The organism is Liquorilactobacillus sicerae (genome assembly GCF_029916425.1).
GTDB classification, from domain to species: domain Bacteria; phylum Bacillota; class Bacilli; order Lactobacillales; family Lactobacillaceae; genus Liquorilactobacillus; species Liquorilactobacillus sicerae.
Window position 1 is genome coordinate 1 of the sequence record NZ_JAHAVQ010000010.1, and the last position, 26,469, is coordinate 26,469.

The 26,469-nt window shown below is 36.4% G+C and carries 27 protein-coding genes and 1 pseudogene; 6 read left to right on the top strand and 22 right to left on the bottom strand.

Translation table 11 applies throughout. The features are described from left to right. Nucleotides 1-166: 166 nt before the first annotated feature. From KH893_RS07435 to KH893_RS07465, 7 genes and pseudogenes are all read right to left on the bottom strand, one after another. A pseudogene (locus KH893_RS07435) lies at nt 167-705 on the bottom strand (HD domain-containing protein). Nucleotides 706-1,201: 496 nt separating this feature from the next. Next, nucleotides 1,202-1,588: a hypothetical protein gene (locus KH893_RS07440; protein WP_281165520.1), complete on the bottom strand. Its 387-nt coding sequence runs from the start codon at nt 1,586-1,588 to the stop codon at nt 1,202-1,204. Nucleotides 1,589-1,613: 25 nt separating this feature from the next. Further along, nucleotides 1,614-2,159, bottom strand: a complete 546-nt coding sequence (locus tag KH893_RS07445) for a metallophosphoesterase (RefSeq protein ID WP_281165521.1) — start codon at nt 2,157-2,159, stop codon at nt 1,614-1,616. Then, nucleotides 2,159-3,346, bottom strand: a complete 1,188-nt coding sequence (locus tag KH893_RS07450) for a site-specific integrase (protein WP_281165522.1) — start codon at nt 3,344-3,346, stop codon at nt 2,159-2,161. Before KH893_RS07450 ends, KH893_RS07445 begins: the two co-directional genes overlap by 1 nt. Continuing rightward, nucleotides 3,330-3,548, bottom strand: a complete 219-nt coding sequence (locus KH893_RS07455; RefSeq protein ID WP_281165523.1) for a DUF3173 domain-containing protein — start codon at nt 3,546-3,548, stop codon at nt 3,330-3,332. Before KH893_RS07455 ends, KH893_RS07450 begins: the two co-directional genes overlap by 17 nt. A gap of 18 nt (nt 3,549-3,566) precedes the next feature. Continuing rightward, nucleotides 3,567-4,139: a hypothetical protein gene (locus KH893_RS07460; protein ID WP_281165524.1), complete on the bottom strand. Its 573-nt coding sequence runs from the start codon at nt 4,137-4,139 to the stop codon at nt 3,567-3,569. Between the two features lies 1 nt (nt 4,140). Beyond that, a complete protein-coding gene (locus KH893_RS07465) occupies nt 4,141-4,614 on the bottom strand; it encodes a rolling circle replication-associated protein (RefSeq protein WP_281165525.1) in 474 nt (157 codons plus the stop codon). Between the two features lie 132 nt (nt 4,615-4,746). Here KH893_RS07465 and istA point away from each other — a divergent pair, with 132 nt between their 5' ends. Both istA and istB read left to right on the top strand, forming a co-directional pair. Then, nucleotides 4,747-6,174: an IS21 family transposase gene (gene istA, locus KH893_RS07470; protein WP_281165526.1), complete on the top strand. Its 1,428-nt coding sequence runs from the start codon at nt 4,747-4,749 to the stop codon at nt 6,172-6,174. Further along, a complete protein-coding gene (gene istB / locus KH893_RS07475) occupies nt 6,171-6,914 on the top strand; it encodes an IS21-like element helper ATPase IstB (protein WP_281165527.1) in 744 nt (247 codons plus the stop codon). Before istA ends, istB begins: the two co-directional genes overlap by 4 nt. A 120-nt stretch (nt 6,915-7,034) precedes the next feature. Here the strand turns inward: istB and KH893_RS07480 are convergent, their stop codons facing one another. From KH893_RS07480 to helD, 10 genes are all read right to left on the bottom strand, one after another. Continuing rightward, nucleotides 7,035-7,328, bottom strand: coding sequence for a hypothetical protein (locus KH893_RS07480; RefSeq protein ID WP_281165528.1), 294 nt, complete (start codon nt 7,326-7,328; stop codon nt 7,035-7,037). Between the two features lie 221 nt (nt 7,329-7,549). Next, the gene (locus KH893_RS07485) at nt 7,550-7,864 is read right to left on the bottom strand and encodes a hypothetical protein (RefSeq protein ID WP_281165529.1); all 315 of its coding nucleotides are present in this window, start codon (nt 7,862-7,864) and stop codon (nt 7,550-7,552) included. Between the two features lie 109 nt (nt 7,865-7,973). Beyond that, nucleotides 7,974-9,302: an FtsK/SpoIIIE domain-containing protein gene (locus KH893_RS07490; RefSeq protein WP_281165530.1), complete on the bottom strand. Its 1,329-nt coding sequence runs from the start codon at nt 9,300-9,302 to the stop codon at nt 7,974-7,976. 219 nt (nt 9,303-9,521) lie between these two features. Further along, nucleotides 9,522-9,884, bottom strand: a complete 363-nt coding sequence (locus tag KH893_RS07495; protein ID WP_281165531.1) for a hypothetical protein — start codon at nt 9,882-9,884, stop codon at nt 9,522-9,524. Between the two features lie 227 nt (nt 9,885-10,111). Further along, nucleotides 10,112-10,405 (bottom strand): hypothetical protein, encoded by a 294-nt coding sequence (locus KH893_RS07500; protein WP_281165532.1) that lies wholly within the window; start codon nt 10,403-10,405, stop codon nt 10,112-10,114. Between the two features lie 11 nt (nt 10,406-10,416). After that, nucleotides 10,417-10,713, bottom strand: coding sequence for a hypothetical protein (locus KH893_RS07505; RefSeq protein ID WP_281165533.1), 297 nt, complete (start codon nt 10,711-10,713; stop codon nt 10,417-10,419). Nucleotides 10,714-10,976: 263 nt separating this feature from the next. Then, nucleotides 10,977-11,240 (bottom strand): MarR family transcriptional regulator, encoded by a 264-nt coding sequence (locus tag KH893_RS07510; RefSeq protein ID WP_281165534.1) that lies wholly within the window; start codon nt 11,238-11,240, stop codon nt 10,977-10,979. Between the two features lie 135 nt (nt 11,241-11,375). Beyond that, nucleotides 11,376-12,923: a glutamine-hydrolyzing GMP synthase gene (guaA, locus tag KH893_RS07515; protein ID WP_281165600.1), complete on the bottom strand. Its 1,548-nt coding sequence runs from the start codon at nt 12,921-12,923 to the stop codon at nt 11,376-11,378. A 91-nt stretch (nt 12,924-13,014) separates the two neighbouring features. Continuing rightward, complete coding sequence (gene coaA, locus KH893_RS07520; protein ID WP_281165535.1) at nt 13,015-13,935, bottom strand: type I pantothenate kinase; 921 nt, start codon at nt 13,933-13,935, stop codon at nt 13,015-13,017. A gap of 28 nt (nt 13,936-13,963) precedes the next feature. Next, a complete protein-coding gene (gene helD, locus KH893_RS07525) occupies nt 13,964-16,264 on the bottom strand; it encodes an RNA polymerase recycling motor HelD (RefSeq protein ID WP_281165536.1) in 2,301 nt (766 codons plus the stop codon). Between the two features lie 194 nt (nt 16,265-16,458). Between helD and KH893_RS07530 the strand changes: the two genes are divergently transcribed. The 4 genes from KH893_RS07530 to KH893_RS07545 all read left to right on the top strand — a co-directional run bounded on the left by KH893_RS07530 (nt 16,459) and on the right by KH893_RS07545 (nt 20,339). Beyond that, nucleotides 16,459-17,103 (top strand): VTT domain-containing protein, encoded by a 645-nt coding sequence (locus tag KH893_RS07530; protein WP_281165537.1) that lies wholly within the window; start codon nt 16,459-16,461, stop codon nt 17,101-17,103. A 124-nt stretch (nt 17,104-17,227) separates the two neighbouring features. After that, a complete protein-coding gene (locus KH893_RS07535) occupies nt 17,228-19,081 on the top strand; it encodes a cation:proton antiporter domain-containing protein (RefSeq protein WP_281165538.1) in 1,854 nt (617 codons plus the stop codon). A 442-nt stretch (nt 19,082-19,523) separates the two neighbouring features. Further along, a complete protein-coding gene (locus KH893_RS07540; protein ID WP_281165539.1) occupies nt 19,524-20,189 on the top strand; it encodes a histidine phosphatase family protein in 666 nt (221 codons plus the stop codon). An 18-nt stretch (nt 20,190-20,207) separates the two neighbouring features. Next, nucleotides 20,208-20,339 carry a hypothetical protein gene (locus KH893_RS07545; RefSeq protein ID WP_281165540.1) on the top strand — a complete coding sequence of 44 codons (132 nt, stop codon included), beginning with the start codon at nt 20,208-20,210 and terminating at the stop codon, nt 20,337-20,339. Between the two features lie 95 nt (nt 20,340-20,434). Here the strand turns inward: KH893_RS07545 and KH893_RS07550 are convergent, their stop codons facing one another. From KH893_RS07550 to KH893_RS07570, 5 genes are all read right to left on the bottom strand, one after another. Next, nucleotides 20,435-21,406: an ABC transporter ATP-binding protein gene (locus KH893_RS07550; protein WP_281165541.1), complete on the bottom strand. Its 972-nt coding sequence runs from the start codon at nt 21,404-21,406 to the stop codon at nt 20,435-20,437. Between the two features lie 18 nt (nt 21,407-21,424). Then, on the bottom strand, nt 21,425-22,468 hold the full coding sequence (locus tag KH893_RS07555) for an ABC transporter ATP-binding protein (RefSeq protein WP_281165542.1): 1,044 nt from the start codon (nt 22,466-22,468) through the stop codon (nt 21,425-21,427). 8 nt (nt 22,469-22,476) lie between these two features. Beyond that, nucleotides 22,477-23,502, bottom strand: coding sequence for an ABC transporter permease (locus KH893_RS07560; RefSeq protein WP_281165543.1), 1,026 nt, complete (start codon nt 23,500-23,502; stop codon nt 22,477-22,479). 2 nt (nt 23,503-23,504) lie between these two features. Then, complete coding sequence (gene opp3b / locus KH893_RS07565; protein WP_281165544.1) at nt 23,505-24,434, bottom strand: oligopeptide ABC transporter permease; 930 nt, start codon at nt 24,432-24,434, stop codon at nt 23,505-23,507. 124 nt (nt 24,435-24,558) lie between these two features. Further along, nucleotides 24,559-26,184: a peptide ABC transporter substrate-binding protein gene (locus tag KH893_RS07570; RefSeq protein WP_281165545.1), complete on the bottom strand. Its 1,626-nt coding sequence runs from the start codon at nt 26,182-26,184 to the stop codon at nt 24,559-24,561. Between the last annotated feature and the right edge of the window lie 285 nt (nt 26,185-26,469).

The following is a 26,469-nucleotide window of genomic DNA, read 5'->3' on the forward strand; positions in this document are numbered from 1 at the left end:
GGTCATTTATAGTAAGATGTTGATAGTGGCTCATAATAGAAATCCTTCCTTTTTTAAGTTATAGACAAACTTATTATATTTGGATTTCCCTTGTGAGTCCTTTATTTTGTTTTAGCGTTGCACTTAAAGTGTAAATTCATCATATTTTAAACAATTTGAAAAAATCTTATAGATATAGACCCTTTTCAACACTTTTCTGTACAATGTCTTCAACTAGTTCCCACAGTTCTTTTGATTCGTTTTTGATAAACGACTTCTTTTTCAGTACCATTTCTGAGGTCATATTCTCAGGATTGTAATTTTTATCAGAAACCACTAAATGATTTATTAGTGGAACTAAAGCATCTATTATCCTAGCATATCGCGCTTCTGGACTATTCCCTTTTTCAAACTCTTGCCATAATTTTCGTAACTCTTCAGACTGATCTATAGGTAATAATTCTGTACTCCTATTAAACGAAAGCAATTCTTTCTCGTGGGAACTTTTTTCCCCTTTTCATCATATACCCATGTATCTCCAGCGTAGACTTCTCCTAAATCATGAATGAGCAACATTTGAATTACTTTTTCCATGTCCAATTTATCTGAATAATATTCCTTAAAAACAGAAGCCATAATTGCACCTTGCCACTGATGTTCTGCATCGTTTTCAAATCTTCCATCTAAAGTTCTGTTATGTCTTGTAACCGCCTTGGATTTCTCAATCTATTCATTTTTATACTCCTTTTATGAGTCAATCGATGTCTTTACCAGTTACACTATACGATCCCCTACTTATTTCTATGGGAGTAATCTTTACAACCTCATTAATCGAACAAAGTATAAATTCAACAGATGTTATCTTTACCCACTATGCAATTACTGTAAATAAAAAATAGCGTGTTTATGATCAGAAATTGCCTTGCTCATAATTAATTTTTCTACGAACTCTTTCTTAATGCGCCCGCATAAATTAACGATTCATTAATATTATCACTAGACAATTGCATAACATCCTTTTTTACTCCGTTAATGTTTGCTTTTTGTTAGCTCTTATTTCAAAAATAGCTTAGAAAGCAATTGCTAACTAAGCTAAATTATTTACTATTCCCACTCAATCATTTACTAGATAAATTATAATTGAAATACCGATATATCAACATTTAATCACGTAATAAAAGCTTAAAATACACCTTGTTTAATAGGGATTGTTTGCAAATTGTTAGCTCCTAAAAATTAATAATTTTTTTTGAAGCATATCCAAAAACTTTATTTCTTGAACCGAATATTCTTCATAAAAATCAAAAATTGAAAAACGTTCTGGCGAATTTATTAAATCAGCAATTATATCTTCAAAACAATGTTCGTGGTCAACTATACTCCCATCTTTATAATGATATAATAGCCCTATTGTATTCTTATGAACTTTTTTTATAGGACTATTTAAAAACTCTGTAGCGATATAATTAAGATTTCCCATTTCAACAGCCCAATCCGTTGAAACAATCCATAGGTCATAATCACTCAAATAAAAAGGTACCTTTTGACTAGAGAATTTCTTCTCCAGTCTTCTGTAAACTATCCTTTGCCACATTTCTTTTAAAATCATTTATATTACTTTTCCTATCTATCACTTAATAAAATGATATTTCCTGTTCTTCAATTTTTTCCAATACTTTATCAATACTTATTGGGGCAAATCCAATTCTATCCACACCAACATTCAATGCTCTTGGACCCAAAGTACTATCAAAGTATTCTATTCTTTTATCATGAACATGCCCATAAAGCAGAATAGAATTGTTATAATATTGATCCCACTCAAGAATTGGATAATGGAACAACACTATTTCCTTTCTTTTGTAATAAAAGCTATAGTAATCTTTAATCCATTCAAAATTATTTAAATCAAACATTGAATCATCTAGATAATCTTCATGGTTTCCCCTGACTAAATATTTTTTACCTCTTAACTTTTTTAATATTTCATTTGCTCTTTTTCCAGAGCCATTAAACATAAAATCCCCTAATATATAAACTTCATCTTCTGAAGATTGTACCGTCTCATTCCAAAGCTTAATCAGTTCATTATTCATCTCTAAAACATTCTTAAATGGACGGTTACTAAATGAAATAATATCCTCATGACCAAAGTGCATGTCTGCAATAAAATATTTCATTATAAATCACTTCCTTTTAGATATTCATTTCCGTTAAATGTTTTTCTTTTTACATTCTTATTAACCTTTACACCATCAAGTATTCCAACAATTCTATCAGCGACTTCACGATTTACATTAGGATATAGGTGACTGTACACCCCCAAAGTGGTCTTGATATCGGAATGTCCGAGCCGGCTCTGAACAACCAAAGCATTTTCGCCCATAGCAATCAACATTGAAGCATGTGAATGTCTCAAAGCATGAACCTTAATTCGATGTACACCAGCCATTTCAGCATGATGTTCTATCATATGCCTTGCTGTACTCCGATTAGTTGGACTTCCATTATAACTTAATACAAAATCAATACTACCAATATTCTTTTCTTGAACCATTTTCCAATCTGCCAACATTTTAGCAGTATCATGATCAATAGCTATTGTACGAATACTAGCACTTGTTTTTGGTTCTCCAATATAATATTCATCAGCATTTTTATAATACATTGACTTATTAACGTGAACAATACAATTTTGTATATCTACGTCTTGCCACGTTAAAGCTTGAGCCTCTCCAAATCTTAAGCCAGTCATATAGAGAAAATCTATCAATACTTTTGAAAAAAAATCATAATATTGATTATCGTCAAAAGTAGCAAAAACCTTTCTAAATTCTTCAATAGTCCAAAAATCTACTTTTCTTTTTATCTTTTTCACATTTCCTACTTGCCTTGCTGGATTCTTTTGCAACATACCAAGTCTTTTTGCCAAATCTAAAACCTGCTCTAACAATCCAAAAATCAATCTTATATATCCATTGCTAAATCCTTGCTCTGAAAGATTATTCTGCCATTTTTTCAAATAAGCCAAAGAAATATCTTTTAATTTTCTATTGTTAAAGTATCTAAACTGCTTATCCATTATTAATTTTCTATTATCAAAAGTACTTCTCCTAACTGAACGCTTATAATCCGACAAAAAATAGTCTTCATAAAATACTTCAAAGCTCATTGAACTATTTTTATTTATTCCACTTTCAGAACGATTATTCATAAATTCATCATAGGCTTGCTTTGCTTCTTTTTGTGTACTAAATCCTCGCTTAAAATGTTGAATTCTTTTTCCTTTTTCGTCAAATCCAAGGTTCGCGACAAAATAAAAATTACCTGTTTTCTTATTCAAATAGACATTACTTACTCGTGGCATCAAATAATTCTCCTTTTTCATCTGCTATACATATGCCTAAGACTTCTTCTACAGCCTTAACAGGTACTCTACCGAGTCTTTTGCTTGTGTAGTATCCGAATCCCTTAGATACCATTAATCGTTTAGAACGCCTTATAATATCAGCTGATTGACTTGGTCCAAATCCAATAGCAATTAATTCCTTTTTTGTTAGTGTCAACATTTACTATTTCGCCCACTTTCAACTATCAAATTCTTTTATTTCTGTAACTCTCGTTGTTTCACGAATTGTAAAATCACTTTTTCCCAAAGGTTCTAAAATAAAAAATGCTGGCAACCCTATTCTCACGTCAAAAAATAACACCCTTATGCATTGAGAATCTTTACGTAACTTATTTTGTTCATTTTTTCTAACCATAAAAATTTCTTCTTTATCAAATTGAATTAAATATTTACTTCCTGATTCAGTACCGACTAAATACCTCCCTGACTTTATTTGCTTATTCAATTCAAGTAGATTTTGACCTATTTTTATTTTTTTTAGTGTTTCTTTTTCTAAACTACCCAATGCATCAAGAAAAGTTTCAATACGTTTTTTCCAATAAATAAGCCTATCAGTTTTTTCTACCATTCTCACAATAAACTTTTCTTCAATATGTTTATACAAAATATGTTGTGTTAAAATATCATAGGTATTTGAAGAATAACCGACTGCTCCACCATAATCACTAACAACAATAGTTCCTATCAGCAAGTGAGTACTCGTTTTAAACTCTACAACATCTCCAACAACATATTCCATTGACTCAAACATCTTAATTTTCCTCTCTATTCTTTATTTTTCGATAATGCACAGGGTTATCAATAAACTCGTGATTCACATAAACCTTAGAAGTATATTTCTGTTCATCAAGAACCATTTCAGATTCAATAACTAAAGGTTTGAAATCAGTAAATTTTTCCTCAACTGGCATTTTCAAATTACGACTTCTTAAATAACTATTTTTTCCAAAACTTTCAAGTAGGTTTTCTCCTATCCCTTTCTCGAGGTACTTTGAAACATAACGCCCCACGTTGCTGGAATCGTCAAGATTTTCAAGATGATTAATTCGAACAGCTCCCCAACCCCACAATTCTAACAATTGTTTATGTGGAACAAACGGAATATTAAAAAGGATTAAGTGTATATGAAATGCTCCTCTCTTCTGACGTTCTAATGTCCCACAATAGGCAAGTTTGCTTTTCTTCGTATGGTGTTTGTGGCAGAATGAATATACACAAGATTGCACTGCAAAAGTACACAACTTAGAAATTGTACAGGAAAGGCTTAGAAAATAAAAAAAGCCATTGCTGGCGTCCTAGGTTTCCTCTAAAGTTATAGTTACCATACTTTAACTTGGAGGTAGAAAGGCTTGCTTACAATGACCGATATTAATACTATCAGAAATTTACGAAATAATCACGATAAATCAATTAATCGCATCAGAAAAGAATTAAATATTAATTGGCGCACGGCAAAACGCTATGCTGATACAGATCTTTTTCCTAAAGAAACTCATAAGAAAAAGAGTGGCATGATGTATGTTGAAAAATGGGGTTCCATTGTTGGCCATTGGCTTTCGGAGGACTCAAGGCTTCCCAGAAAAAAGCGGCGTACCAATCTTGCTTTGTTTCAAGAATTACAGAATCTTCAGTTTCCTGGATCTTATCGAACTCTCTGTGCCTTTATTCAAGAATGGAAAGCAACACACTACAATGAATTTAAAGAAGATCAAGGCTTTGAAAGATTGGAACATCCACCAGCTGAAGCTCAGTTGGATTTTGGAACAATGGAGGTGGTTTATCAGGGAGCTTTTAAGGATATTAAAATACTAGTTTTAACATTTCCTTTTAGTAATACCGGATTTGCAGTAGCTTTACCAGCTGAGAATCAAGAATGCCTTTTAGAAGGAATGAAGATGCTATTCAAACAAGCTGGTGGAGTTCCAAGAAAAATACGAATTGATAATATGTCCACTGCTGTGGTACAACGAAAATCAAAATTCAAACCTGCGGTTTTAACTGATGGTTTTCAACAATTTGTTAATCATTATGGTTTTGAAACTCAAATTTGTAATCCTCGAAGCGGTAATGAAAAAGGAAGTGTTGAAAATAAAGTTGGTTATATTCGCTATAATTTTTTGGTAACTAGTCCAATTATGAAGGACTTTGATACTTTAAATCATGACCTTGAGATTCAATTAATTCAAGATCGTAAACGCATGCATTATGAAAAAGGCAAGAGTATCGAAGAATTGTGGATTGAGGAAAAAGGAGAATTGCTTCAATTGCCAGATGTCGATTATCCCGTTTTTAAAGAAATTGAAGTCAGTGCCAATAAATACAACGAAATTCTTTTAGATAAGACTCGTATCCATGTTCCCCATTCTCGTAATTATTCTGTTATTTATGCTGTTCTTCGATCTGAATCTTATCAATTAGTTAGTAGTGATGGCGAAATTATAGCTGAAGGTCCAAGACCCTATATGAATAAAAAAAGAATAATTGATTGGAAAGTAATTTTATCAGATTGGCGTAATAAATTATCAACTATGCACTATTCTCGCTACTGGAAATATTTACCAGAACGAATAAAGCTTTACCTAAGCCACCCTGATTTGAAAGAACAGTTTAAAAGGCTTGATCAACTGCTCAACCTTTTAACGAGTCATAATTTGATAAGTATCGACCAACATTTTTATGAATTAATTACTAAAGACAGTAAAGGCGATGACTCCTACGGAGTTGATTGGGGAAACTACGATGCTTTTTTGAAACCAACTTCTAAAAAGGAGGATCACCACGAATGAAATCTGATCAGTTAAATGAACTCTGCAAGAAATTACATCTTTCCCATTTACCTGAATCAATAAATTCAATTACTGATGACTTTTATTCAAAAGAAGAATGGTTAATTTCATTGTTGGAGAGTGAAATAAATTGTCGAAGAGAACTTAAGAAGGCACGTCTTTATAAGCAGTCTAAAATTCCGACTAAAAAATCCTTGGAAGATTATGAGTGGCATAGTCAGATTATGTTACCCAATCCAAACACCAAAGAAGAATTGACAAGTCTTTCATTTATACGTCAAAAGGAAAATGCAGTATTTGTTGGAACACCAGGCACGGGGAAAACGCATCTTGCTTGTGCACTGGGCTACATGGCTACACAAGCAGAAATTGAAACAAGATTTTGGCGTGTACCTGAACTAGTTACTAATTTAGAATACCAATGGAGGAATAATACACTAGAGACCTTTAAAAAAAGTTTCACACGAGTGAAACTTATTATATTAGATGAAATGGGATATGTTCCATTTACTAAAGAAGGAGCTGAATTATTGTTTCAACTGATTAGTGACTGGTACGAAAATAAAAGCATCATTATTACCAGTAATCTTGAATTCAGTCAATGGAATAAAGTTTTCATTGATCCACGATTAACTGCGGCTTTGGTAGACAGATTAATTCATCACGCCCATATTTTAAGCTTTACAGGTGAAAGTTTTCGCTTAAAGAATTCGCTTTCTAAAACAAAATATCAAAAATAGAACTTAGACGCAAAGTTATGTACTTTTCTTTGCCCTCTTATGTACAAAGCTCTTGCAAAATACATATGGTAAACAGAATAATTAAATCTCTTCACAAATCTTTTAAACAACGCAGTAAATTCATCTCGGTCTTGAATATTCCTTTTTGTAGTCAACGTTAGAAAAAGATGTATGATTATCAAAATTGCTGTCTATAATCCGTTGTAATCTCCATTTGGCTTCTCTTCTCTTTTTCTGCATATTCCTCAAGCGTTCAGTTTGCTCTTCTTGACTAAGTTCTTCAAAATTTCTACGCTTTATACTTTCTTTTTTTGAATTATTTTCTTCAATAAGCTCCCCTTTAGTGGGTACCGGGAACTTATAATCCCAAATTTCAGTATAGCCTGGGGTTCTGATAATTTTTCGATTGTACATGACACCACCCAAAACTATATTTTTTTACCTTTGCTATTCTAGCTTTCGCCTTTATTAGTCCTAAGAACAAGTATAGTAGAAGGAAAGTGAAACTTTCCTTCTAAAACTACTAAACATGGTCGGTTTTTCGGGTCGGCTCCGCCTGTGCTCTTGCCTCCGGCAGGCACCCCCTTTTCAAAAACCAACCATGCTAAGTAGTTCAAAGCATTTTATTTTTTAATTTATTTTTTTACAGGCTTAATGTCAGTGCAATTAAACCAGAGATTTCCATTAAATTGCCCCATGTTTAGGTCCATTAACTCAACCGGAGTCGTCTTAGCATTTTTCAGTGACTCTACTGATAGTGTAGGATTTAAAGTCTTAACTTTGACAGAAATCATTTCAAAGTAAAACGGTGAATTGATATCCTGAATTGAGATATCTAAACGATAGGCAGTCAACTCGTCAGTTTTACGATCTCTAACTTCTTCATATCCCTTCACTGCTAAAAACTGATGCCCTAATTTTTCCTTGTCTAAAAAATCTTCTAAACGCATATTGATAACCTCTTTCAAATTTTATTTTATTTTAATAATCAGCAAAATACGCTGATTTGCAACAGTTTTAGAAAGTAAGATTAAAGAACAATCTTCCTTTCAAAACCGTTTATTCTGAAAAATACTTATCTGCTGTTTTATATTTCAACAGCTCTTCAATGAAATCAAACTTTGTAGTGTCAATGAAAGGGCTTTCCCAATATTTAGCTTGACTCTCTCCAGAACCCTCAACATATATCATTCCGGAGCCCTTGACGCTTACATCAGGAAATGAATCAGTAGGCGGTGTATGAGAATTAAAAATCATACGATAGCCATCAGGACTGTTCGCGCCCAGTGCAATACGAAGTCCGAGGTTGTCACGCAGATCTGAATTCAGTGTTTCAGCACGCATTTGCTGGGCTGCTACTAAAATGAAACACCCGGCTTGTCTTCCAAGTAAAATAATCTGTTTGATATTTGCCATTGTCTCATCTACAATCTTTTTTCCCTCTTTGTCTGTAGCACTAGCTTGGAATGCTCCCATTTCGTCGAAAATTAACCATAAAGGATTGAAGCCATGGTCGACAAAATTTGAACCATATTTGAAGTTCATAGAATCATTCATTATTGAATACCGCTTTTTCATTTCTTCAACTGCCAATCTAGTAACTCTAGCGATATTATTTGGTGTTACAGCCACATGGTCATCAAGGTAATGCGAAAGATTGCCTAAGTCTGAGTTTTTCGGATCACAGATGAAAGTGGTTGCATGCCTTTTCATAAGCTCAATTAAGAAAAAACTAATAAATATCGATTTTCCTGAACCAGTTCCACCACCTATTAATACGTGTGGCGATTTCACAGGATTGTAAACAACTCCATAGCCTAAATCAATATTCATATTATTAGTGAATTCAGGCTTTTCCGTAGCGGTTACAACCAATCTTTCAAGCTTTACAAGAGTGAATAAATAATCAACGCTTTGTGTATCAATTCTTTTTTCGGGCAAAATACCAAATACACTTGCTAAAGGTTTTTCTAAGTTTTCTAACTGATTGATTAACGTAGGGTTATTACTCTTCAAAAACCTAACTAGCAACTCACTAGAATTTTCTTCATAAACAATAACAGTGCTTTCATCTAAGTCCGCTTCTTGAATAAAATTTAAAAGTTTGTAATCAGTCTCATATTCATATCTGAAAAAATGGCGTAGATTTTTAAAATATTTATACTGTTTAAGCAAAATAGGAATTCCTGTTACACAAACAAAAATTTCTGCTAGCCAGTTATTGGAAACAAATCCACAGAAAAACCAAAATAGTAGAATTACTATTAACCATGTTTGGTCAAACTTTAAGATACGCCTGTAATTAATAAAATTATTGGGCAAATATAAAGAAACAAATTTCGTGTCTCCCCTAATCCTTGCTCGTCGTTCTTTCAATAATCCCCACATAACCATTACACCTACCTAAATAAATTTTTTTATATTAACAACCAAATTAGTAAACCGTCTCTTCACAGTGTAGAAACTGCTAACAAATAGTAATACAATACCGGGAACTAAGAATATTAAAACAATAATTTCATGTTTCCTTAAAATACCAGCAACTATCAACAATACTATTGAAACCACAAACGTAATACGCTCCTTAAACCTATTTGAAGTGTGCATTTAATACCCCTCTTTTACGATCACTAAATCAAGTTTATTTTTAAAATCATCTAAGTTTTCTAGAATCCCAAAATAATCCTCAATATCAAGCGTTTCAATAAAAAGTAAGTTATTCTTTTTAATATAATTAAAGATAAAGAATTCAAGAGTATTATATGGATTAGGAATCACTAATAAATCTCCATTTGTAAAAGAAAGATTATCGAAATAAAAGAAATTAAAGCCTTCATTCATTTCAGTTATTCTATCAAGAACTTGCAACTGTTTTTTTGACATTTCCTTAGACAAATAAAACAGCTTATCATTATAAAATCTTGTAAATAACGTATCTTTAAACCAACATAAGCATTGCTCTTCTAGCATGTTATTTCCCCCTATTCTTCTGTACAAACTCAAAAAGAATTTCTGGAAGTGCAACTACTATTAAGACTAACGATAATATAAAGAAAGCCTTTATTGAGACCATTGGATAGTACGTCGTCCACCTAAAATCTTTCGGAAATTTTCCTGCTATTCCCGCAACAAAAGAAATTATTATTAAAAGTAAATAAGTCGAATTACGATAGAAATTTTTCATCTTATTATTCCCCCTATAAACTAAAGCTACTAGGCCTTTTATTAACAAAGCCTGAATCACTAGCGAGTAAGAATTCATACATTGTTTGTCCATCTCTTAAATCTTCCGCAAAAAGAGCATAAACGAATCGATCATACAACTTCTCTTCAAAAGATTTATTTATCCGACCTTGATACTCATTAATTCCTAATTTAAACGCTTGTTTCTGTTCCACTGTCACTTGCAAATATTGAGGTGCTAACTTTATCTTATTCTCAATCGTAAGAGATAAATTTCTTATTTTTTCCAAAACATTATCTTTAATCATTTTTATTCCTCCTAATTTTTCAACAATTCTTTATTAAACGAAGATACAAACCTATCAATCTTTCTTTCCAATAAATGGTGAAATTCAATTTTCCTCTCCATTGATAAAATTTTAAATCTCTGAAGAGCATCATCTACAGAATAAGCGAGCGCTAATTGCTGATTTGGAACTTTCAACAATTCTTTTTGAGTACATTCAGTTAGCAAATGCTTAAATTCTTGAGCTTCTGTAGTTTGGAAAAAGTCATCAATCAATGGCAAGAGTACAAATGACACAGCACGCACTTCTTTAATGACACTACAATTCATAAATTAAACTCCTTACTAAAATTCCCAATTCTCTTTATTAATTTCTGCCCACTCCTTTGAATCCTCAATAGCCTGCCAAACTGCTTCTTTACCTTCCTCTCTTTCAATTTCTTCTAACTCTTCTAAACTCATTATTATCAAGCCTCCTTAATATATAATATATACTATACACTATATAGTTAATAGTCAATAGAAAAAATAACTTATTTTAAACAAAGTAACCCTTTTAAATAAAAAAGCCATCCTCTTGGATGACTACTACTTTACTTAATATGCAACAATTCACTTTTGTCATTAGTTATATATATATATGTTTTCTTATCTTCTTCCAACAAGTTTCTTTCTAAAAAGCCCTTATTATACATTGACAATAAAAGTCTTGCAACATTTGGTGACGCCCAACCTAAATATACGGCAATCTCTTTTGAAGTTCTTCCCTTTTTGTAACAAAAATAAACAACGTTCATTTCAGATTTACTAAGATTATTGTTTAATGCTAAACTCTCTAGTAATTTAAGTCTGTCCACAACCATTCCTCCTTAACTTTCATAACTTAACCTTCTCACAACCTTTTTTATTCCGCTGATGTTTGCTTTTTGTTAGCTCTTTCTTTAAAAATAGCTTAGAAAGCCTTATATAAGCTAACTAAGCTAGATAATTTACTATTCCCACTCAATTGTTGCCGGCGGCTTGGAAGTTATGTCATACACTACCCGATTAACATGAGCGACCTCATCAACGATTCTAACTGAGATCTCTTGCAAAACATCCCACGGAATCTTGGCAAAATCGGCAGTCATTCCATCAATTGAGGTGACGGCTCGAATTCCAACAGTGTAATCATAAGTTCGGCCATCACCCATCACCCCAACACTGCGGATGCCCGGCAAAACCGTAAAATACTGCCAAATCTCACGTTCTAAGCCATGCTTGGCAATTTCTTCCCGCAAAATATAATCACTATCACGAACAATTTGTAATTTTTCTTCAGTAATTTCACCAATCACACGAATCCCCAAACCAGGTCCTGGGAAAGGCTGACGCCAAACTAAATTTGATGGCATCCCTAAACGTTCACCTAACTCACGGACTTCATCTTTAAATAAGGTCCGCAGAGGCTCGATTAGTTTAAACTTAATATCTTTTGGCAAGCCGCCGACATTATGATGCGATTTGATCTTTTGCGCCGTATCAGTTCCTGATTCAATGACATCAGTATACAGCGTCCCTTGAGCCAGAAAATCAATACCATCTAATTTGGAAGCTTCATCATTGAAAACTTGGATAAACTCGTTGCCAATAATTTTTCGTTTCTGCTCTGGATCAGCCACGCCAACTAATTTTTTCATGAAACGCTCATGGGCATCGATTTGAATAATATTCAAGCCAAATTTTCCCTTCAAGCTGTCCATGACTTGTTTAACTTCACCTTTGCGTAACAAACCATGATCAACAAAAATACTGGTCAGTTGCTTGCCGATCGCCTTATGTAGCAAAACACCGACCACTGAGGAATCGACCCCGCCGGATAGTCCTAACAAAACTTTTTTATCACCGACTGTCTCCCGGATCTTGTGGATCTGCAAATCAATGAAATCATCCATTGACCAATTGTCGCGTGCTTGACAAATATCAAAAGCAAAATGTCGTAAAATATCATTGCCAAATTCGGTATTGCGAACTTCGGCATGGAACTGAATGCCATAAAATTTCCGCTGATCATCAACCATCGCTGAAATTGGACAATTTTCACTTGTTGCTAGGATCTTGAAGCCATCTGGAACTTGGGTCACCAAATCGCCATGACTCATCCAAACTGTTTGTTTTTTCGGTAAATCACGGAATAATTTAGCGTGTGCATCCTTGACTTGGATAACTGCTTTGCCATATTCCTTGTTAGTTGCATTTTCAACTTTTCCACCAGCCAAATCATGAGCCATCAACTGCATGCCATAGCAAATGCCCAAAATTGGAATCCCAAGTTTGAAGATCTCCGGATCGACCTGAAAAGCATTTTGATCATAAACACTGTTTGGACCACCAGAAAAAATAATTCCCTTGGGATTCATTTGCTTGATTTCAGTAGCTGTCAATTTATGCGACAGCAATTCTGAATAGATCCCAAATTCGCGGATCCGCCGTGTGATCAATTGATTGTACTGGCTACCAAAATCCAGAACGATGATCTTATCAAAGTCCTGTATATCCATTTTAGTCAAGTATGTTCACCTCATTAGTTTTTTAAATACCAACTTAATTCTAACGATTGAAATCGGGCTGGTCAAACAGATTCTGCCAATTTCAGTATTTTCGTAAAAATAATTCGTTTACTAAGTGATTTTCCGTTTTATGCAAAATTAAATCTGCCCGATTTCGCGTCGGCAAAATATAGTTATCCAAATTAGGATGATTGACGTCCTCCCAAACTTTTTTTGCTAATTCAATTGCTGCTTGGCGATTTCCCTGAGCATACGGATAATAATAGTTAGTTGGATCCTGAAAAGCCGTATCCAGCAACATCTCAAAGCGTTGCAAATACCATTTCTTGATCAGTTTTTCTTGAGCATCAACGTAAATCGAAAAATCAAAGAAATCACTGACATATAATTGCTGATTACTCGGCAGCTGCAAGACATTGATCCCTTCAACGATCAAAATATCTGGATCATCAACTAATTCATATTTTCCCGGGATGACATCATAGATCTTATGTGAATAAACTGGTGCTTTCGCGGGTAGGCCATTTTTAACATCATTCGTAAATGACAACAAATGCGCCATATCATAGCTCTCCGGGAAACCCTTGCGCTCTAATAAATGACGTCGCTGCAACTCATCATTTGAATATAAAAAACCATCCGTCGTTAACAACTGCACCCTTTTGTCTGGATAAATGTCCTGGAGCATCAATTGCAGCAAACGGGCAATGGTACTTTTTCCAACGGCGACACTGCCGGCAATCCCTAATAAAAATGGAACATGGGCTGGCTTGATTCCTAAAAAGCCTGCTTGTTTTGCTAGAAGCTGTTTTTGAGCCGCTAACCGCAGACCTAATAAATGAACCAGTGGTGTATAAATTTCTTGCACATCAGTCAATGAAATTTGATCATTAACTGATCTGATCTGCATTAATTCTTGATTGCTTAACGGAACAATATATTCTTGATAAAAATTTTTCCACTCATCGCGTGGAATCTGGTAATAATTTAACTGATCTTTCATACAGCTAAACCTCGAATTGGATTTTTAATTATTTTTCTAAATCATACAAGCTTTGATCAACACGATCAAATAAAGGTGATAATTTTTTTTGCGCAACAATGACTAGGCGATGCATTGCTCGCGAACAAATCGTATATAATAATTGGCGCTGCTCGTCAAACTGATAATTTGCCTGATTGGCATTCCAAACGATCACATCATCAAATTCCAAGCCCTTAGCTAAAAAGGCGGGAACGACCAAGACTCCTTGTACTAACCGTTGATTTTCTGTTTTGATCAAGGTAACTTGCTGACCAGTTGCTGTTAGTCGTTGTGCAACTTGCTGACACTCAGCCAGTGTTTTCCCAATAATTGCAGTCGTTTTCGACTTGCTTTGGTTTTTTTGCAGCTGTTTAAGTACATACGTTAGCATCTGCTTGCCACTGGCAGCCAGATAAATCTGCGGCTGTTCACCCTGGCGCTCGAAAGTCTCGATCTGAGCACCATTTTCCAAGATTTGCCGTGAAAATTCAGTGATCTGTTTGGTCGAACGATAAGATTTCGTCAACTGAACGACCTTGGTCTCAGCTGGCGAAAACAACTGTCCCAGTTGATCTAAAAGACCATAACTGGCCTTTTTGGTAAAGATTGCCTGATTTAAGTCACCCAGTAAAGTAAAGCGTGCCCGCGGATACTGACGCTGCAAAAATGCCAGCTGATAAGGCGTATAATCTTGCACCTCATCAATAAAAACCTGTTTAATCTCTAAGTTGCCGCGTTTACCGATGATTAGATCATATAATTGTAAATATGGCGAAGCGTCTTCTAAGAGGATCTGATGATTTAAAGTTCGCTGCTTGAATTCTGTGATTGCCTGCTGCCAATCGCTCAAGCTTAACTGAAATTGCTTTAAATCAAGTAATTGCGGCAACCGCTTTAAAAACTGCCAATACTGCAAAGTTATATTGACAAAACTATTGCGTTGAATCTTCTTTTGGAGCTGTCGGTATTCTTTGATGATCAATTGCCGCCCTAAGAATTTCATTTCCTGTTCTGCATTTTGAAAATTACGCGGGTGATTGCCGTAAAGTTCTGCCAGTTGTCCTGGAGTCACCGTCTGCAGCTGTTTTTGGACTTCATCGGAAACTGCTGCTTGGTCAACGCGACGATTCAGTCGGCGGATCAAGCGTTCCTTGGTTGCCTCCAAGCGATTGCGTAAATGGTAATTCTGATTGAAACTGTAGTAGATTTTTTGAATCTGTTCTTGACTGAAGAAAACTTTCCCGTGAAATTTCAGATCACGGAAACAGATCCCGCTTATTTCCAATTCTTGTGCATAGGCCAGAGTTGCTTGCTGAAAGGCTAAGCTGCTTTTTAGCCGATTAATCCGCAGCTGGATCGTGGTCATTTGCCGTTCAAATCGTTGCTGCAAAGTTTCGACCTTTAATCTAGGTAAACGATGCTGCGTATATTGATAATAGGTCACCTGAATCATATTTTGCTCACCTAAGTCCGGCAAGACCTGATCAATGTAATCATTGAACAACTGGTTAGGAGAAAACAGGATCAACTGACTCGAAGTCAAATTCCCGCGATAACGATACAGCAAATAAGCTGCCCGTTGCAAAACTGCCGAGGTTTTCCCTGAACCAGCCGCCCCTTGAACGAACAAGAGTTTAGCCTGCGTATCACGAATGATCTTGTTTTGCTCTTTTTGAATCGTTGTGACAATACTCTTCATTTTAGTATCGGAGTCTTCCCCCAAGGCTTCCAACAGCAACTGATCGCCCACAGTTTGATCCGTATCGAAAACCGTCAAAATCTGGCCATTTTCGACTAAAAATTGTCGTTTTAATTTGACATCGACAACTTGGGGGCCCGCTGGCGTTTGATAACTGACTTTTCCTAGCTGCCCATCATAATAAATGCTTGAAATTGGGGCCCGCCAATCATAAATCAAAAAATTGTCTGGCCGATCAGCAAATGAACCCAGGCCAATATAAATCGTTTCTGGTTGCTGATTAGCTGACTCTTGAAAGTCCAATCGAGCAAAATACGGCTTCCGTTCCATTTTTTTTAAAATATCAAGTCGCCGGACAGCATGTTGCCAATCATTCTGTCGCTCATTCAACAATTGCTGCTGCTGACGGACAGTTAAAGCTGTTTCAAACATTCCAGAATAGGTTTCGGTTTTAATCCGCAAGTTATTGGGAAAATCTGCCTGAAGTTGCTGCTCATCAGCTTTCGTTTGCTTAATTTTTGCTTGATTCTTGGCTTCTGCATTCTTGACTTTAGCAATTACTTGATCCATATGCTGTTGTTCAATTTGTTTGATCTTATCTGCTGTCACTGCTTGTCCTCACTTTCCTCTGCAATAACTGGATATATAATTTTAACACCAAACAGCGACCGCCTCAATTATTGTAAATTTTTGGCCCCAAGAACTTAAATTTAGTAAAAAATTGTTAAATAATCGGCTAAATACTGGAAGTCAGTTGAAATATCTTTTAAAATAATTGATAAACAAACAAAGGAAGTGACATCTTGATTAGTCAAATTTGGTTTTTTCTTTCACATATTTATCTCTACCTCAATCCACTGATCGGGATGTTTGGTAACTGGATTTATATTACCCTCTTCATTTTGATCTTTATGGAAACTGGTTTGGTCGTCTTTGCTTTTTTGCCGGGAGAGTCTTTGATCTTTTTCTCCAGCACTTTAGCAGCGATTACTGGTTCAGCTCTTGATATCCGAATCTTGATCCCAGTTTTTTTCTTTGCTGCTTTGATCGGTGATACAGTTAACTATGAAATTGGCCGAAATCTTCACCGTTTCAAGTTCTTCCAGCGTTTTATGCAGACTAAGCGCTTCAGTCAGGCGCATGTTTTTTTTGAAAAGCATGGTGGCAAAACTGTCACATTTGGTCGCTTTGTTCCGTTGATTAGAACTTTTATTCCGTTGATTTCTGGCAGTGCCGGCATGAAATATCAGCAATTTTGTTTTTATAACTTTCTTGGAGTCTTGCTTTGGGTGGCAGTTGGTTCATCACTGGGTTATTTCTTCGGCCAATTAGATTTTGTGCAAGAACACTTTTCACTAGTCTTTTTAGTTGTTTTGGGATTTGGCTTGATTTCAAGCATCTTGATGACAATTTACCGGTTGCTTCGTAAAAAAGCCTTTGCAAATTAAAATTTGATATTATCCGCTCTGTCAGCTAAGTGCCGCACAGGGCGTTTTATTTTGCTTAAAAATTGCGGCTGTTATAATGAAACTAATCAACCTTTACTGTAGGAATTTTAATAAGGAGCTTATCATGAACCTTTCATTGATTATCGTTATTTTTGCGGCCTTAGCCACCCCTTTATTGCTGGCTCGACTAAAAATTTCAACTCTACCGACTGCTGTAGCTGAGATCGCAGTTGGAATCATTTTGGGGAAGAGCTTGCTAAATGTCGTTAAAAGCGGCGTCTTTTTGAACTTTTTAGCTACTTTAGGCGTGATCCTCTTGATTTTTTTAAGTGGGATGGAAATTGACTTTAGTCTCTTTAAAAAAGGAAATCAGCCCCAAACTCCGCTGGCAAAAAAACAAGCATCCCAAACAAATAATTATTCACCATTAAAACTGGCAATCCAAGCTTATGGTGCCGTCATCATTTCCGCAATTGGTTTGGCGCTGCTTTTTAAATGGAGCGGCTTATATCAAAACTTTTGGTTGGCAGCGATCCTCTTTGCGACAATTGCTTTAGGCGTCGTCATTGCAGCCTTAAAAGAAAAAGAATTGCTCAATAATCGTTTTGGTCAAACATTATTATTGATTGCCGTCTTAGGTGAAGTTATTCCCATGCTGGCTTTAACGGCTTTTGCTTCGATCTATGCTGGACACGCTCAGCATCTTTGGCTGATTCTGTTGCTCTTTATCGCGGCAGCTTTTTTATTTCGCCGTTTTCGAGCATTTTTTGATTTCTTTCAGAAAATCAACAAAGCGACGACACAATTAGATATTCGGATGGCTTTTTTTATAATTCTGACTTTAGTTTTGCTAGCAGAAAAAGTTGGCGCCGAAAATATTCTCGGTGCTTTCGTAGCTGGAATCGTTATCAAGCTGCTTGAGCCGGAAGAATCTACGCGCGAAAAACTTGACGCGATCGGTTATGGCTTTTTGATCCCGATCTTCTTCATTATGACCGGTGTTGAGCTTGACTTGCCAGCTTTGTTGCATGATCGTCAAGTACTGATCTTGATCCCATTGTTTTTCTTAGCTTTTATCTTAAGCAAGTCGTTGATTTTCTTCGTGCTGCGGCGCTTTTTCAAGCAGCTAAACGCGTTGGCTGGCAGTTTGCTCTCAGCAACGACCATCACCTTAGTTTTAGCAGTTTTGCAAGTTGCCAAAGAAGTTCATGCCATTTCAACTCGTCAATCCGGTGCCTTCTTAATTGCTGCTATTTTGACTTGTTTAGTAGGTCCGTTAATTTTTAACAAGTTGTTCGTTGCCGAAGCTGAAGATACCAAAAAAATTCAAGCTCATTTTATTGGTGCTAATTTATTGACCGTTTCAGCGGCAAAACAGTTAGATCGCTGGTATGATGTTCATTTATATACTGATCGGGAAGATAATTATCAAACTTACAAATCTGAAATTAAGGTCACCTTGCTGTCACAGTTGACGGCTGATTTTTTGATCAAACATAATGTTTTTGATACCGACATTTTAGTTTTGGGCTACGCTGACTATCAGTTAAATTATCAGTTAGCTTTAGCAGCCAAAAAATACGGCGTGCAACGGGTGATTACGCGTTTTGAAAGCCGTGATATCATGAATGATCTGGATGCTAAAATGGCGGCAGCCAAAATTGAGTACTTCAATCCAACCGATGTCAATGTCAGCATTTTGCGCTCTTTGATCGAAAGCCCATCCACCTTAGAGATCCTAACTGCTAATAAGTCGCGGATCTTCGAAGTAATCGTTCATAATCGCCGTTTTGTCCGTAAACAAATCAAGGATCTGCCGTTTATTGATCGAGTTACGATCAGCCAGATTCTTCGCAATCATCAACCGATTTCACCGCACGGCAATACACGACTTGAATTAAACGACCATATTATCTTCATTGGCAAATCAGCTGATGTTCCGACGATTCGTGATGCAATTGAAAAAATGAATGAATAACCGCCTCTCATTTTTTTACAACGTATGGCAGACCATTTATCCTTTGACTCGACTCTACTTATGAGATGAATGATCTGCCATACGTTACGAGTGGTTAGTTTCGCGTTGATTTTTGTGCTTGATTTCCAATACTGATACAAATTTTGAACAATACTCTAATATTAATATGATTAATCTGGTAAGACATTAATTCTTGTTGACGCTAATTACACACATTTGCTCCAATTGCAGCAAAAAAATTATTAATTTGATAACTTAAGGCAAAATCAATGGTTAGGGGGCTAGCTTTATTAAAATAGACACGTTCTATGAGTTAGCTCTTTGGTATATCAAAATACCATGCTAAACGCTGCACGATGTTTTTATAAAACCACCAATTTTAGTCGATGCATAGTTCATTTCGGGTTATACTTATTTTAGAGAATTCTTTAGGAGGAAAATTATGTCATTTACTGTCTATTTCGTTCGTCATGGTCAAACACTGTTGAATAAATTTCGCCGAATGCAAGGTTGGTGTGATTCCCCACTAACTGAAAAAGGTATCAATGATGCGATTTCAGCTGGCAAGCATTTGCAAAATCTCAAATTTACAAACATTTACCGTAGTGATATGACGAGAACTGCCCGAACCTGCAAATATATCATTCAAGCCAGTCAACATCAGTTACCGCAGCCAAAAGTTTTGCAAAATTTTCGTGAACAAGGTTATGGTTACTTCGAAGGTAACGATTCTGGACAAACTTGGTTTATGGTCGGTGCCCCGTATAATTGTCAAAGTTATCGCCAATTAATCAGCAAATATTCGATTAAGGCTTCACGTGATTTGATGAAGGAAGCTGATCCATTTAAGGTTGCGGAAAATGATCAAGAATTCTGGCAACGAATCAATGGTGGCTTTGAAGCTTTGCGGCAAAACCAGCAAAATGGCGACCAAGTACTGGTCGTCAGCCATGGAACGACGATTCGCAGTTTAGTTGAACGATTTGCCCCCCAAATCAACGTAATTGATGAATCCCCGGAAAATGGCTCGGTGACGAAAATGATCATTGATGAGAATCAAGTTAACGTTGTTTATTATAATCACTATCTTGATGAACAAGAATATTAATTTTTAGAAGTTGATAATGTGATTGAAAATCTTTTGGCCAATTCTTTAAGCTCCAAACATGTTGACGTCACCGCTATTAAAGTCAAAGGTGCTGAACATGGCAGTTGGCAATGGTCGCAACCGATTATTGCTCAGCAAATTATTAAGTAGTTAAACAAATAAATTGATTAAAAATACCGACTACTCAATTAATTAGATTGAATAGTCGGTATTTTTTTTAACTAACAGAGCTTAATTAAGGGTAGTTAATAATTGTTAGCTCCTTGTTTTTGAGCTGCCAAAGCCCGTTGCCGGTACTTGGGGATCTCTGCTTCGGAACAACGGACAAATCTGCCAGGTACGATTTCTCGTAATTTGCGTGGCTGGTCAGGAAGATCCTTTTCCTGACTAGGATCATAGACGATTTGTTTCCGCTGACGCTCATATTCGGGATCAGGAACAGGCACGGCAGAAATCAAGCTCGCAGTATAATCATGCAGTGGATGTTCATAAACATCATCGGCTGGCCCAACTTCCAGCAATTTACCATAATGCATAACCCCGATTCGATCAGAAATATATTTGACCATTGATAAATCATGAGCAATAAACAAATAGGTCAGACCATGCTTTTCCTGCAATTCCTTTAATAAATTAACTACTTGAGCTTGAATTGAAACATCCAGCGCTGAAATTGGTTCGTCAGCAATGATAAATTTAGGCTGTACTGCCAAGGCGCGGGCAATCCCAATTCGCTGCCTTTGACCACCGGAAAATTCGTGCGGATAGCGGCTCGAATGGTCACGATTCAAACCAACTGTTTCCAAAAGATCTTCAACGATTTGACTACGTTCCTGATTATTTTTAGCTAAATGATGGATATCAAGCCCCTCAGCAACAATATCTTTGATTTTCATGCGCGGATTTAATGAGGCATATGGATCCTGAAAAATCATCTGCATTTTGCGTCGAAAAGCTAAAAATTCCTTACGCGTCTTTAACTTGCTGATATCTTGACCATCAAAAATGATTTTGCCAGCGGTCGGTTGATACAAATGAATAATACTGCGTCCAGTTGTTGTTTTACCTGAACCGGACTCACCAACTAATCCGAAAGTCTCACCTTCATAAATATCAAAACTGACATCATCGACCGCTCGGACTTCGTTAGCTTTTCCCACATTAAAATACTGTTTTAGATGCTTAACTTCTAAAAGCTTTTTACGATTCTCTGTCATGAATATTCCCCTCGGTCTTTATTTGGCTTTGTCTTTCATCATTTCAGCATAAATCTTCCAGCGTCGTTGGATTTCTTCTGGCGGAGTAATTTTGGGCGCATCAGGATGCAAAAGCCAAGTTGCCGCATAATGTGTATCAGTCAGCTTGAAAAATGGCGGCTTTTGTTCCGCATCAATTTTCATTGCATATGGATTACGCGCTGCAAATGGATCTCCCTTGGGTGGATCCAGCAGATCCGGCGGCGTGCCCGGAATAGCTTCCAGTTTTGTACTAGAAAGTGTCGGCATTGAATTCAATAGTCCCCAGGTATAAGGATGCTGGGGATCAAAGAAAATTTCATCAACCGTCCCATATTCAATAATTTCTCCAGCATACATGACCGCCACGCGATTCGCCATTCCCGCGACAACACCTAAGTCATGGGTAATAAAGATAATCGAAGTTTCAATTTTGGACTGCAATTCCTTCATCAAATCCAAGATCTGTGCTTGAATCGTTACATCTAAAGCCGTTGTTGGCTCATCAGCAATCAAAATTTCTGGATAACAAACCAACGCAATCGCAATCACGATTCGCTGACGCATCCCACCAGAAAACTGATGCGGATAATTATTGATCCGTTGCTCAGCATCTTGAATGCCAACCAGTTTCATGATTTCTAGCGCCTGTTGCCAAGCCTTCTTTTTATCCATATGCTTATGTTTGATCAACGGTTCAGCGATCTGTTGACCAATTTTCATCGTCGGATCCAGTGAAGTCATTGGATCCTGAAAAATCATCGCAATATCTTTACCGCGAATATTCTGCATTTCTTTTTCAGTCTTTTTCAGTAAGTCTTGCCCATGGTACATGATTGACCCGCCAATTACGCGCGCATTATTAGCCAATAAACCCATAATGCTCTTGGTAGTTACCGACTTGCCGGAACCAGACTCACCGACAATGGCTAAAGTTTCACCTTTATTCAAATGAAAACTAACATCACGAATTGCTTTGACTTCTCCGGCATAAGTATGAAAGTCAATTTTTAAATTTTTAACGTCTAGAATTCTCTCTACCATGCTGCCACCTACCTTCTCGTCTTCGGATCAAATGCATCACGCAGGCCATCGCCTAGCAGGTTAAAGGCAATCATCAAAACACATAAGACAATTGCTGGATACCACATTTGATATGGTAAAAACTGGAAGTTTTTTTGACCGTCGTTTAACAGCACACCTAAAGACGTCTGTGGTGAGCTGATCCCAATTCCAATGAAACTTAAGAAAGCCTCAAAGAAGATGGCAGTTGGGATCGTATACATCGTTTGAATAATAATGATGCTTGAGAGATTCGGGACCAAATGCTTTATCGCAATCTTGACCGGTGATTCACCTAACGTTCGCGCCGCCAAAACGTATTCTTGCGATTTTAGCGACAACGTTTCGGCTCGAATCATTCGCGCCATTGTTGTCCAACTGGAAATGGCAATCGCACAAATGATCGAGGTCATCCCAGGCTTGAGCACCAGCAGCATTAAAACAACAATTACCAAGTTAGGAACTGAAGAAATAATTTCAATGATCCGTTGCATGACATTATCGACTCGCCCGCCTTTCCAGCCGGATATAATGCCATAAGCGACCCCAATCGTCAAATCAAAGAAAGTCGCTACAAAAGCAACAATTAAGGAAATTTTGGTTCCATAAATAATTCGCTGAGCTAAGGAACGACCCAGATAATCAGTTCCTAGATAGAAATATTTATCACTTGGAACATGATTTTGTTTGTATTCATCGACCCATTGACCGCTAACCTTTAGCTTACCATTAAAACCGTTGATATTGACCCCCGGAATTTTAGCTGGTAAATTAGCATATTTGGGCGCTGACTTGACTAGCGAATCATGATCGATAAATGGTGTTGAGCCAAAGGCAATTACCACCATTACTATAACTATCCATAATGAAATTACTGCTCCTTTGTTCTTTTTGAGACGCAGCCAAGCATCTTGCAAAAAAGTCAATGATGGGGCAGCGATCTTTTCATTATCAAGCGACTCGCTTTTTGATAACGGCTGAAAACTATCTGCGCTTAATTTGATTTTTTCTTCCATGCTTAATCCCCATTTCCGCTTAATCGAATCCGTGGGTCAATGATCCCATAAACAATATCTGTTATTAAAATTACTGCAACTAATCCCGCTGAAAAGAGCATAGTCACACCCATGATCGTTGGATAGTCATTAACCAAAATTGATTTAACAAATTGTTCACCAATCCCAGGAATTGAAAAGATATTCTCAATCACCATTGAGCCGGTCATTAAAGCAACTGTATACGGTCCAATTAGCGTCACTAATGGGATCAAACTATTACGCAAGGCATGATGATAAACGATCCCAAACTTGCTCATACCTTTCGCCCGGGCCAATTCAATATAATCTGAGTTCAAAACATCGACCATCCCCGTGCGGACAAACCGGGCCGTTTCAGCCAGCGGACCAACACCCAGGGCAATTGTCGGCAAAACAGTATAACTGAAGCTGCCCCAATCAGCAATCGGAAACCAGCCAAGCTTTAAGGCAATGTAATATTGTAATAAGACTGCCAAAACAAAGTTAGGAACTGATTTGCCAATAATCGAAACGATCGTCGCTGTCGTATCGACCCAAGTATTACGATTGATAGCAGCAATTGAACCAATGATGATTCCAAAGAATACTCCAAAAATCATAGCTTGAGCACCTAATTGAGCTGAAGGCCCAATTCGACTAGCAATCAAATAGGATACTGGTTGATTACTGAATTGGAAAGATGTTCCCAAATCGCCATGCAACATTCCAAAAATATAAATCAAGTACTGTTGCCAAACTGGTTTATTCAAACCATACTGTTCGTTCATGATTTGAATCTGTTGTGGCGTCATTTTCTGCTGATTTGAATATGGTGTCCCCGGCATCAACTTCATTAAGAAAAAGGTGATTGTTGCTACCAGGAAGAGTGTCAAAATCATGTAGAAAACACGCTTGATAAGATACTTTCGCATATTTTCCCCTCACATTCTCTAATATGCATCTTCAAATAATTTATTTGACTGCTTAAATCTAAGAATTGGGGGACAACTATAGATTCAGTTGATCCCCCAATCATTGTATCATTATTTAAACAATTTATTTAGCAATATAGGCATCTTTAAAGTTATAGTTGACACCCGCTGGATTGTAAATTACACCTTTAACTTTTGACTTAACCAAAGTTGCATTAGCCTGCTGATAGATTGGAGAAATTCCTTGTTCTTTCATCAAAATCTTTTCAGCTTTGACCAAATCATTCCAACGTTTGTTAGCATTGCCAGCATCAGTTGTCTTGGAAGCTTGGATCAACTTATCATATTCAGTATTCTTCCATTTACCATTGTTATATGAGTTATCTGAGGTAAATAAGTCTAAGAAGCTGATTGGATCAGAGAAATCAGCACCCCAGCCAGAAACAACAACATCAAACTGTCCATTCTCTGACCGTGACAAACGAGTCTTGAAAGGTACATTTTCTACTGAAACTTTAGCGCCCTTCAAATTTTCTTCAATTGCACTTTGCAAGAACTGAGTAGTATTGTTGCCAGCATCAGTATCATCACTCAAAATTGAGAAGCTCAAGTTGCTAACGCCAAGTTCTTTCAAACCTTCAGCCCATAATTTCTTAGCTTTAGCAATATTGGACTCGGTTCCTGATTTGACATAAGCTGCTGTGGTAAAGTCAACACCATTGTGCTTAGCCAAGCCAGTTGAAACATAACCCTTAGCAACTGTTGAACCATCACCTAAAACTTTGTTAACAAATTGTTTCCGGTTGATGACCAGGGAAATTGCCTGACGGATCTTTTTATTCTGGAATTCCTTTTTAGTCTGATTGAATTCAAGATAGAAAGTTGAAGCTCCACGCCGAACAACGTAATTCTTGGATCCTTTCAGCTGTTTAGCTTGTTCAGCACCGAGGTTAGTTTCATCGAGCTTGCCTGATTGATACAAGTTGTAAGCAGTTGTATTACTCTTATTGACTTTGAAGTTGATTGCTGATAACTTAACATCCTTCTTATCCCAGTAATCGTTGTTCTTCTTCAAAGTCCAACTCAAGTTTGAACCGGTCCATTTTGTCATCTTGAATGGTCCATCATAAACCATGTACTTCGAAGCTGTTCCGTATTTGCTGCCATATTTCTTAACAACTTTTTGATTTTGTGGGAAGAAGACTGGAAAGCCCATCAATAGTTTGAAGTAAGGTAATTTCTTTTCTAAAGTAACCGTCAATTTATAATTGCCATCTGCTTTAATCCCCAAGGTTGAAACAGACTTTTTACCAGCCATAATTGCATCAGCATTTTTGATCCCACTAAATAAGTAAGCATACTGAGAAGCTGTTTTCGGATTAACTGTTCGCTGCCAAGAATAAACAAAATCCTTAGCAGTGACTTTATCACCATTGCTCCACTTAGCGTTCTTACGTAAAGTGAAAACATACTTCATGCCACCATTTGAAACCTGCGTTTTGGTTGCTAAGCCTGCTTCAATTTTACTGTCCTTACCTAAACGATAAATACCTTCCATTGAGTTATTCAACATATCGAAACTCACAACATCCGTCGCTTTGGAAAGATCCATTGTCGGCAATTCTGCATTTTCATTCCAATTTAAAACTTGGTTAGAAGATGTGCTGCTCGACTTTGAACCACAGGCGGCTAAAGCAACTGCTGAAAAAGCAACTACTGCTGCAAGCTTTGCCAACTTGTTCAATTTCATTTACAACTACCCCTTTTTTGTTTCAGCAGAGAAACATTATTTTGTAATGTCTCTGATTTTACTCGATATAAAGATTAAATTCAAGTAAAAAACTTATATTGTTCTTAATAAAAAATCATTCATTCAAATTTCTTTTAAATCCAAATCCCTTTAATCGCTATAAACAAAGCGATTTTAAATTATTTGAATTTTCATAAATCTTGAATTGAATTTAATTTTTTTAAGTTAGAACATAGTTTTATTACTAAAATCCGCCCTTTTTCTTTAAAAAAATAAGTTATTTCC

Coding starts and splice junctions, on each gene's coding strand:
- KH893_RS07440 (WP_281165520.1), bottom strand. CDS start 1,588: ATGATTTTAAAAGAAATGTGGCAAAGGATAGTTTACAGAAGACTGGAG.
- KH893_RS07445 (WP_281165521.1), bottom strand. CDS start 2,159: ATGAAATATTTTATTGCAGACATGCACTTTGGTCATGAGGATATTATT.
- KH893_RS07450 (WP_281165522.1), bottom strand. CDS start 3,346: ATGCCACGAGTAAGTAATGTCTATTTGAATAAGAAAACAGGTAATTTT.
- KH893_RS07455 (WP_281165523.1), bottom strand. CDS start 3,548: ATGTTGACACTAACAAAAAAGGAATTAATTGCTATTGGATTTGGACCA.
- KH893_RS07460 (WP_281165524.1), bottom strand. CDS start 4,139: ATGTTTGAGTCAATGGAATATGTTGTTGGAGATGTTGTAGAGTTTAAA.
- istA (WP_281165526.1), top strand. CDS start 4,747: ATGACCGATATTAATACTATCAGAAATTTACGAAATAATCACGATAAA.
- istB (WP_281165527.1), top strand. CDS start 6,171: ATGAAATCTGATCAGTTAAATGAACTCTGCAAGAAATTACATCTTTCC.
- KH893_RS07480 (WP_281165528.1), bottom strand. CDS start 7,328: ATGTACAATCGAAAAATTATCAGAACCCCAGGCTATACTGAAATTTGG.
- KH893_RS07485 (WP_281165529.1), bottom strand. CDS start 7,864: ATGCGTTTAGAAGATTTTTTAGACAAGGAAAAATTAGGGCATCAGTTT.
- KH893_RS07490 (WP_281165530.1), bottom strand. CDS start 9,302: ATGTGGGGATTATTGAAAGAACGACGAGCAAGGATTAGGGGAGACACG.
- KH893_RS07495 (WP_281165531.1), bottom strand. CDS start 9,884: ATGCTAGAAGAGCAATGCTTATGTTGGTTTAAAGATACGTTATTTACA.
- KH893_RS07500 (WP_281165532.1), bottom strand. CDS start 10,405: ATGATTAAAGATAATGTTTTGGAAAAAATAAGAAATTTATCTCTTACG.
- KH893_RS07505 (WP_281165533.1), bottom strand. CDS start 10,713: ATGAATTGTAGTGTCATTAAAGAAGTGCGTGCTGTGTCATTTGTACTC.
- guaA (WP_281165600.1), bottom strand. CDS start 12,923: ATGGATATACAGGACTTTGATAAGATCATCGTTCTGGATTTTGGTAGC.
- coaA (WP_281165535.1), bottom strand. CDS start 13,935: ATGAAAGATCAGTTAAATTATTACCAGATTCCACGCGATGAGTGGAAA.
- KH893_RS07535 (WP_281165538.1), top strand. CDS start 17,228: ATGAACCTTTCATTGATTATCGTTATTTTTGCGGCCTTAGCCACCCCT.
- KH893_RS07540 (WP_281165539.1), top strand. CDS start 19,524: ATGTCATTTACTGTCTATTTCGTTCGTCATGGTCAAACACTGTTGAAT.
- KH893_RS07550 (WP_281165541.1), bottom strand. CDS start 21,406: ATGACAGAGAATCGTAAAAAGCTTTTAGAAGTTAAGCATCTAAAACAG.
- KH893_RS07555 (WP_281165542.1), bottom strand. CDS start 22,468: ATGGTAGAGAGAATTCTAGACGTTAAAAATTTAAAAATTGACTTTCAT.
- KH893_RS07560 (WP_281165543.1), bottom strand. CDS start 23,502: ATGGAAGAAAAAATCAAATTAAGCGCAGATAGTTTTCAGCCGTTATCA.
- opp3b (WP_281165544.1), bottom strand. CDS start 24,434: ATGCGAAAGTATCTTATCAAGCGTGTTTTCTACATGATTTTGACACTC.
- KH893_RS07570 (WP_281165545.1), bottom strand. CDS start 26,184: ATGAAATTGAACAAGTTGGCAAAGCTTGCAGCAGTAGTTGCTTTTTCA.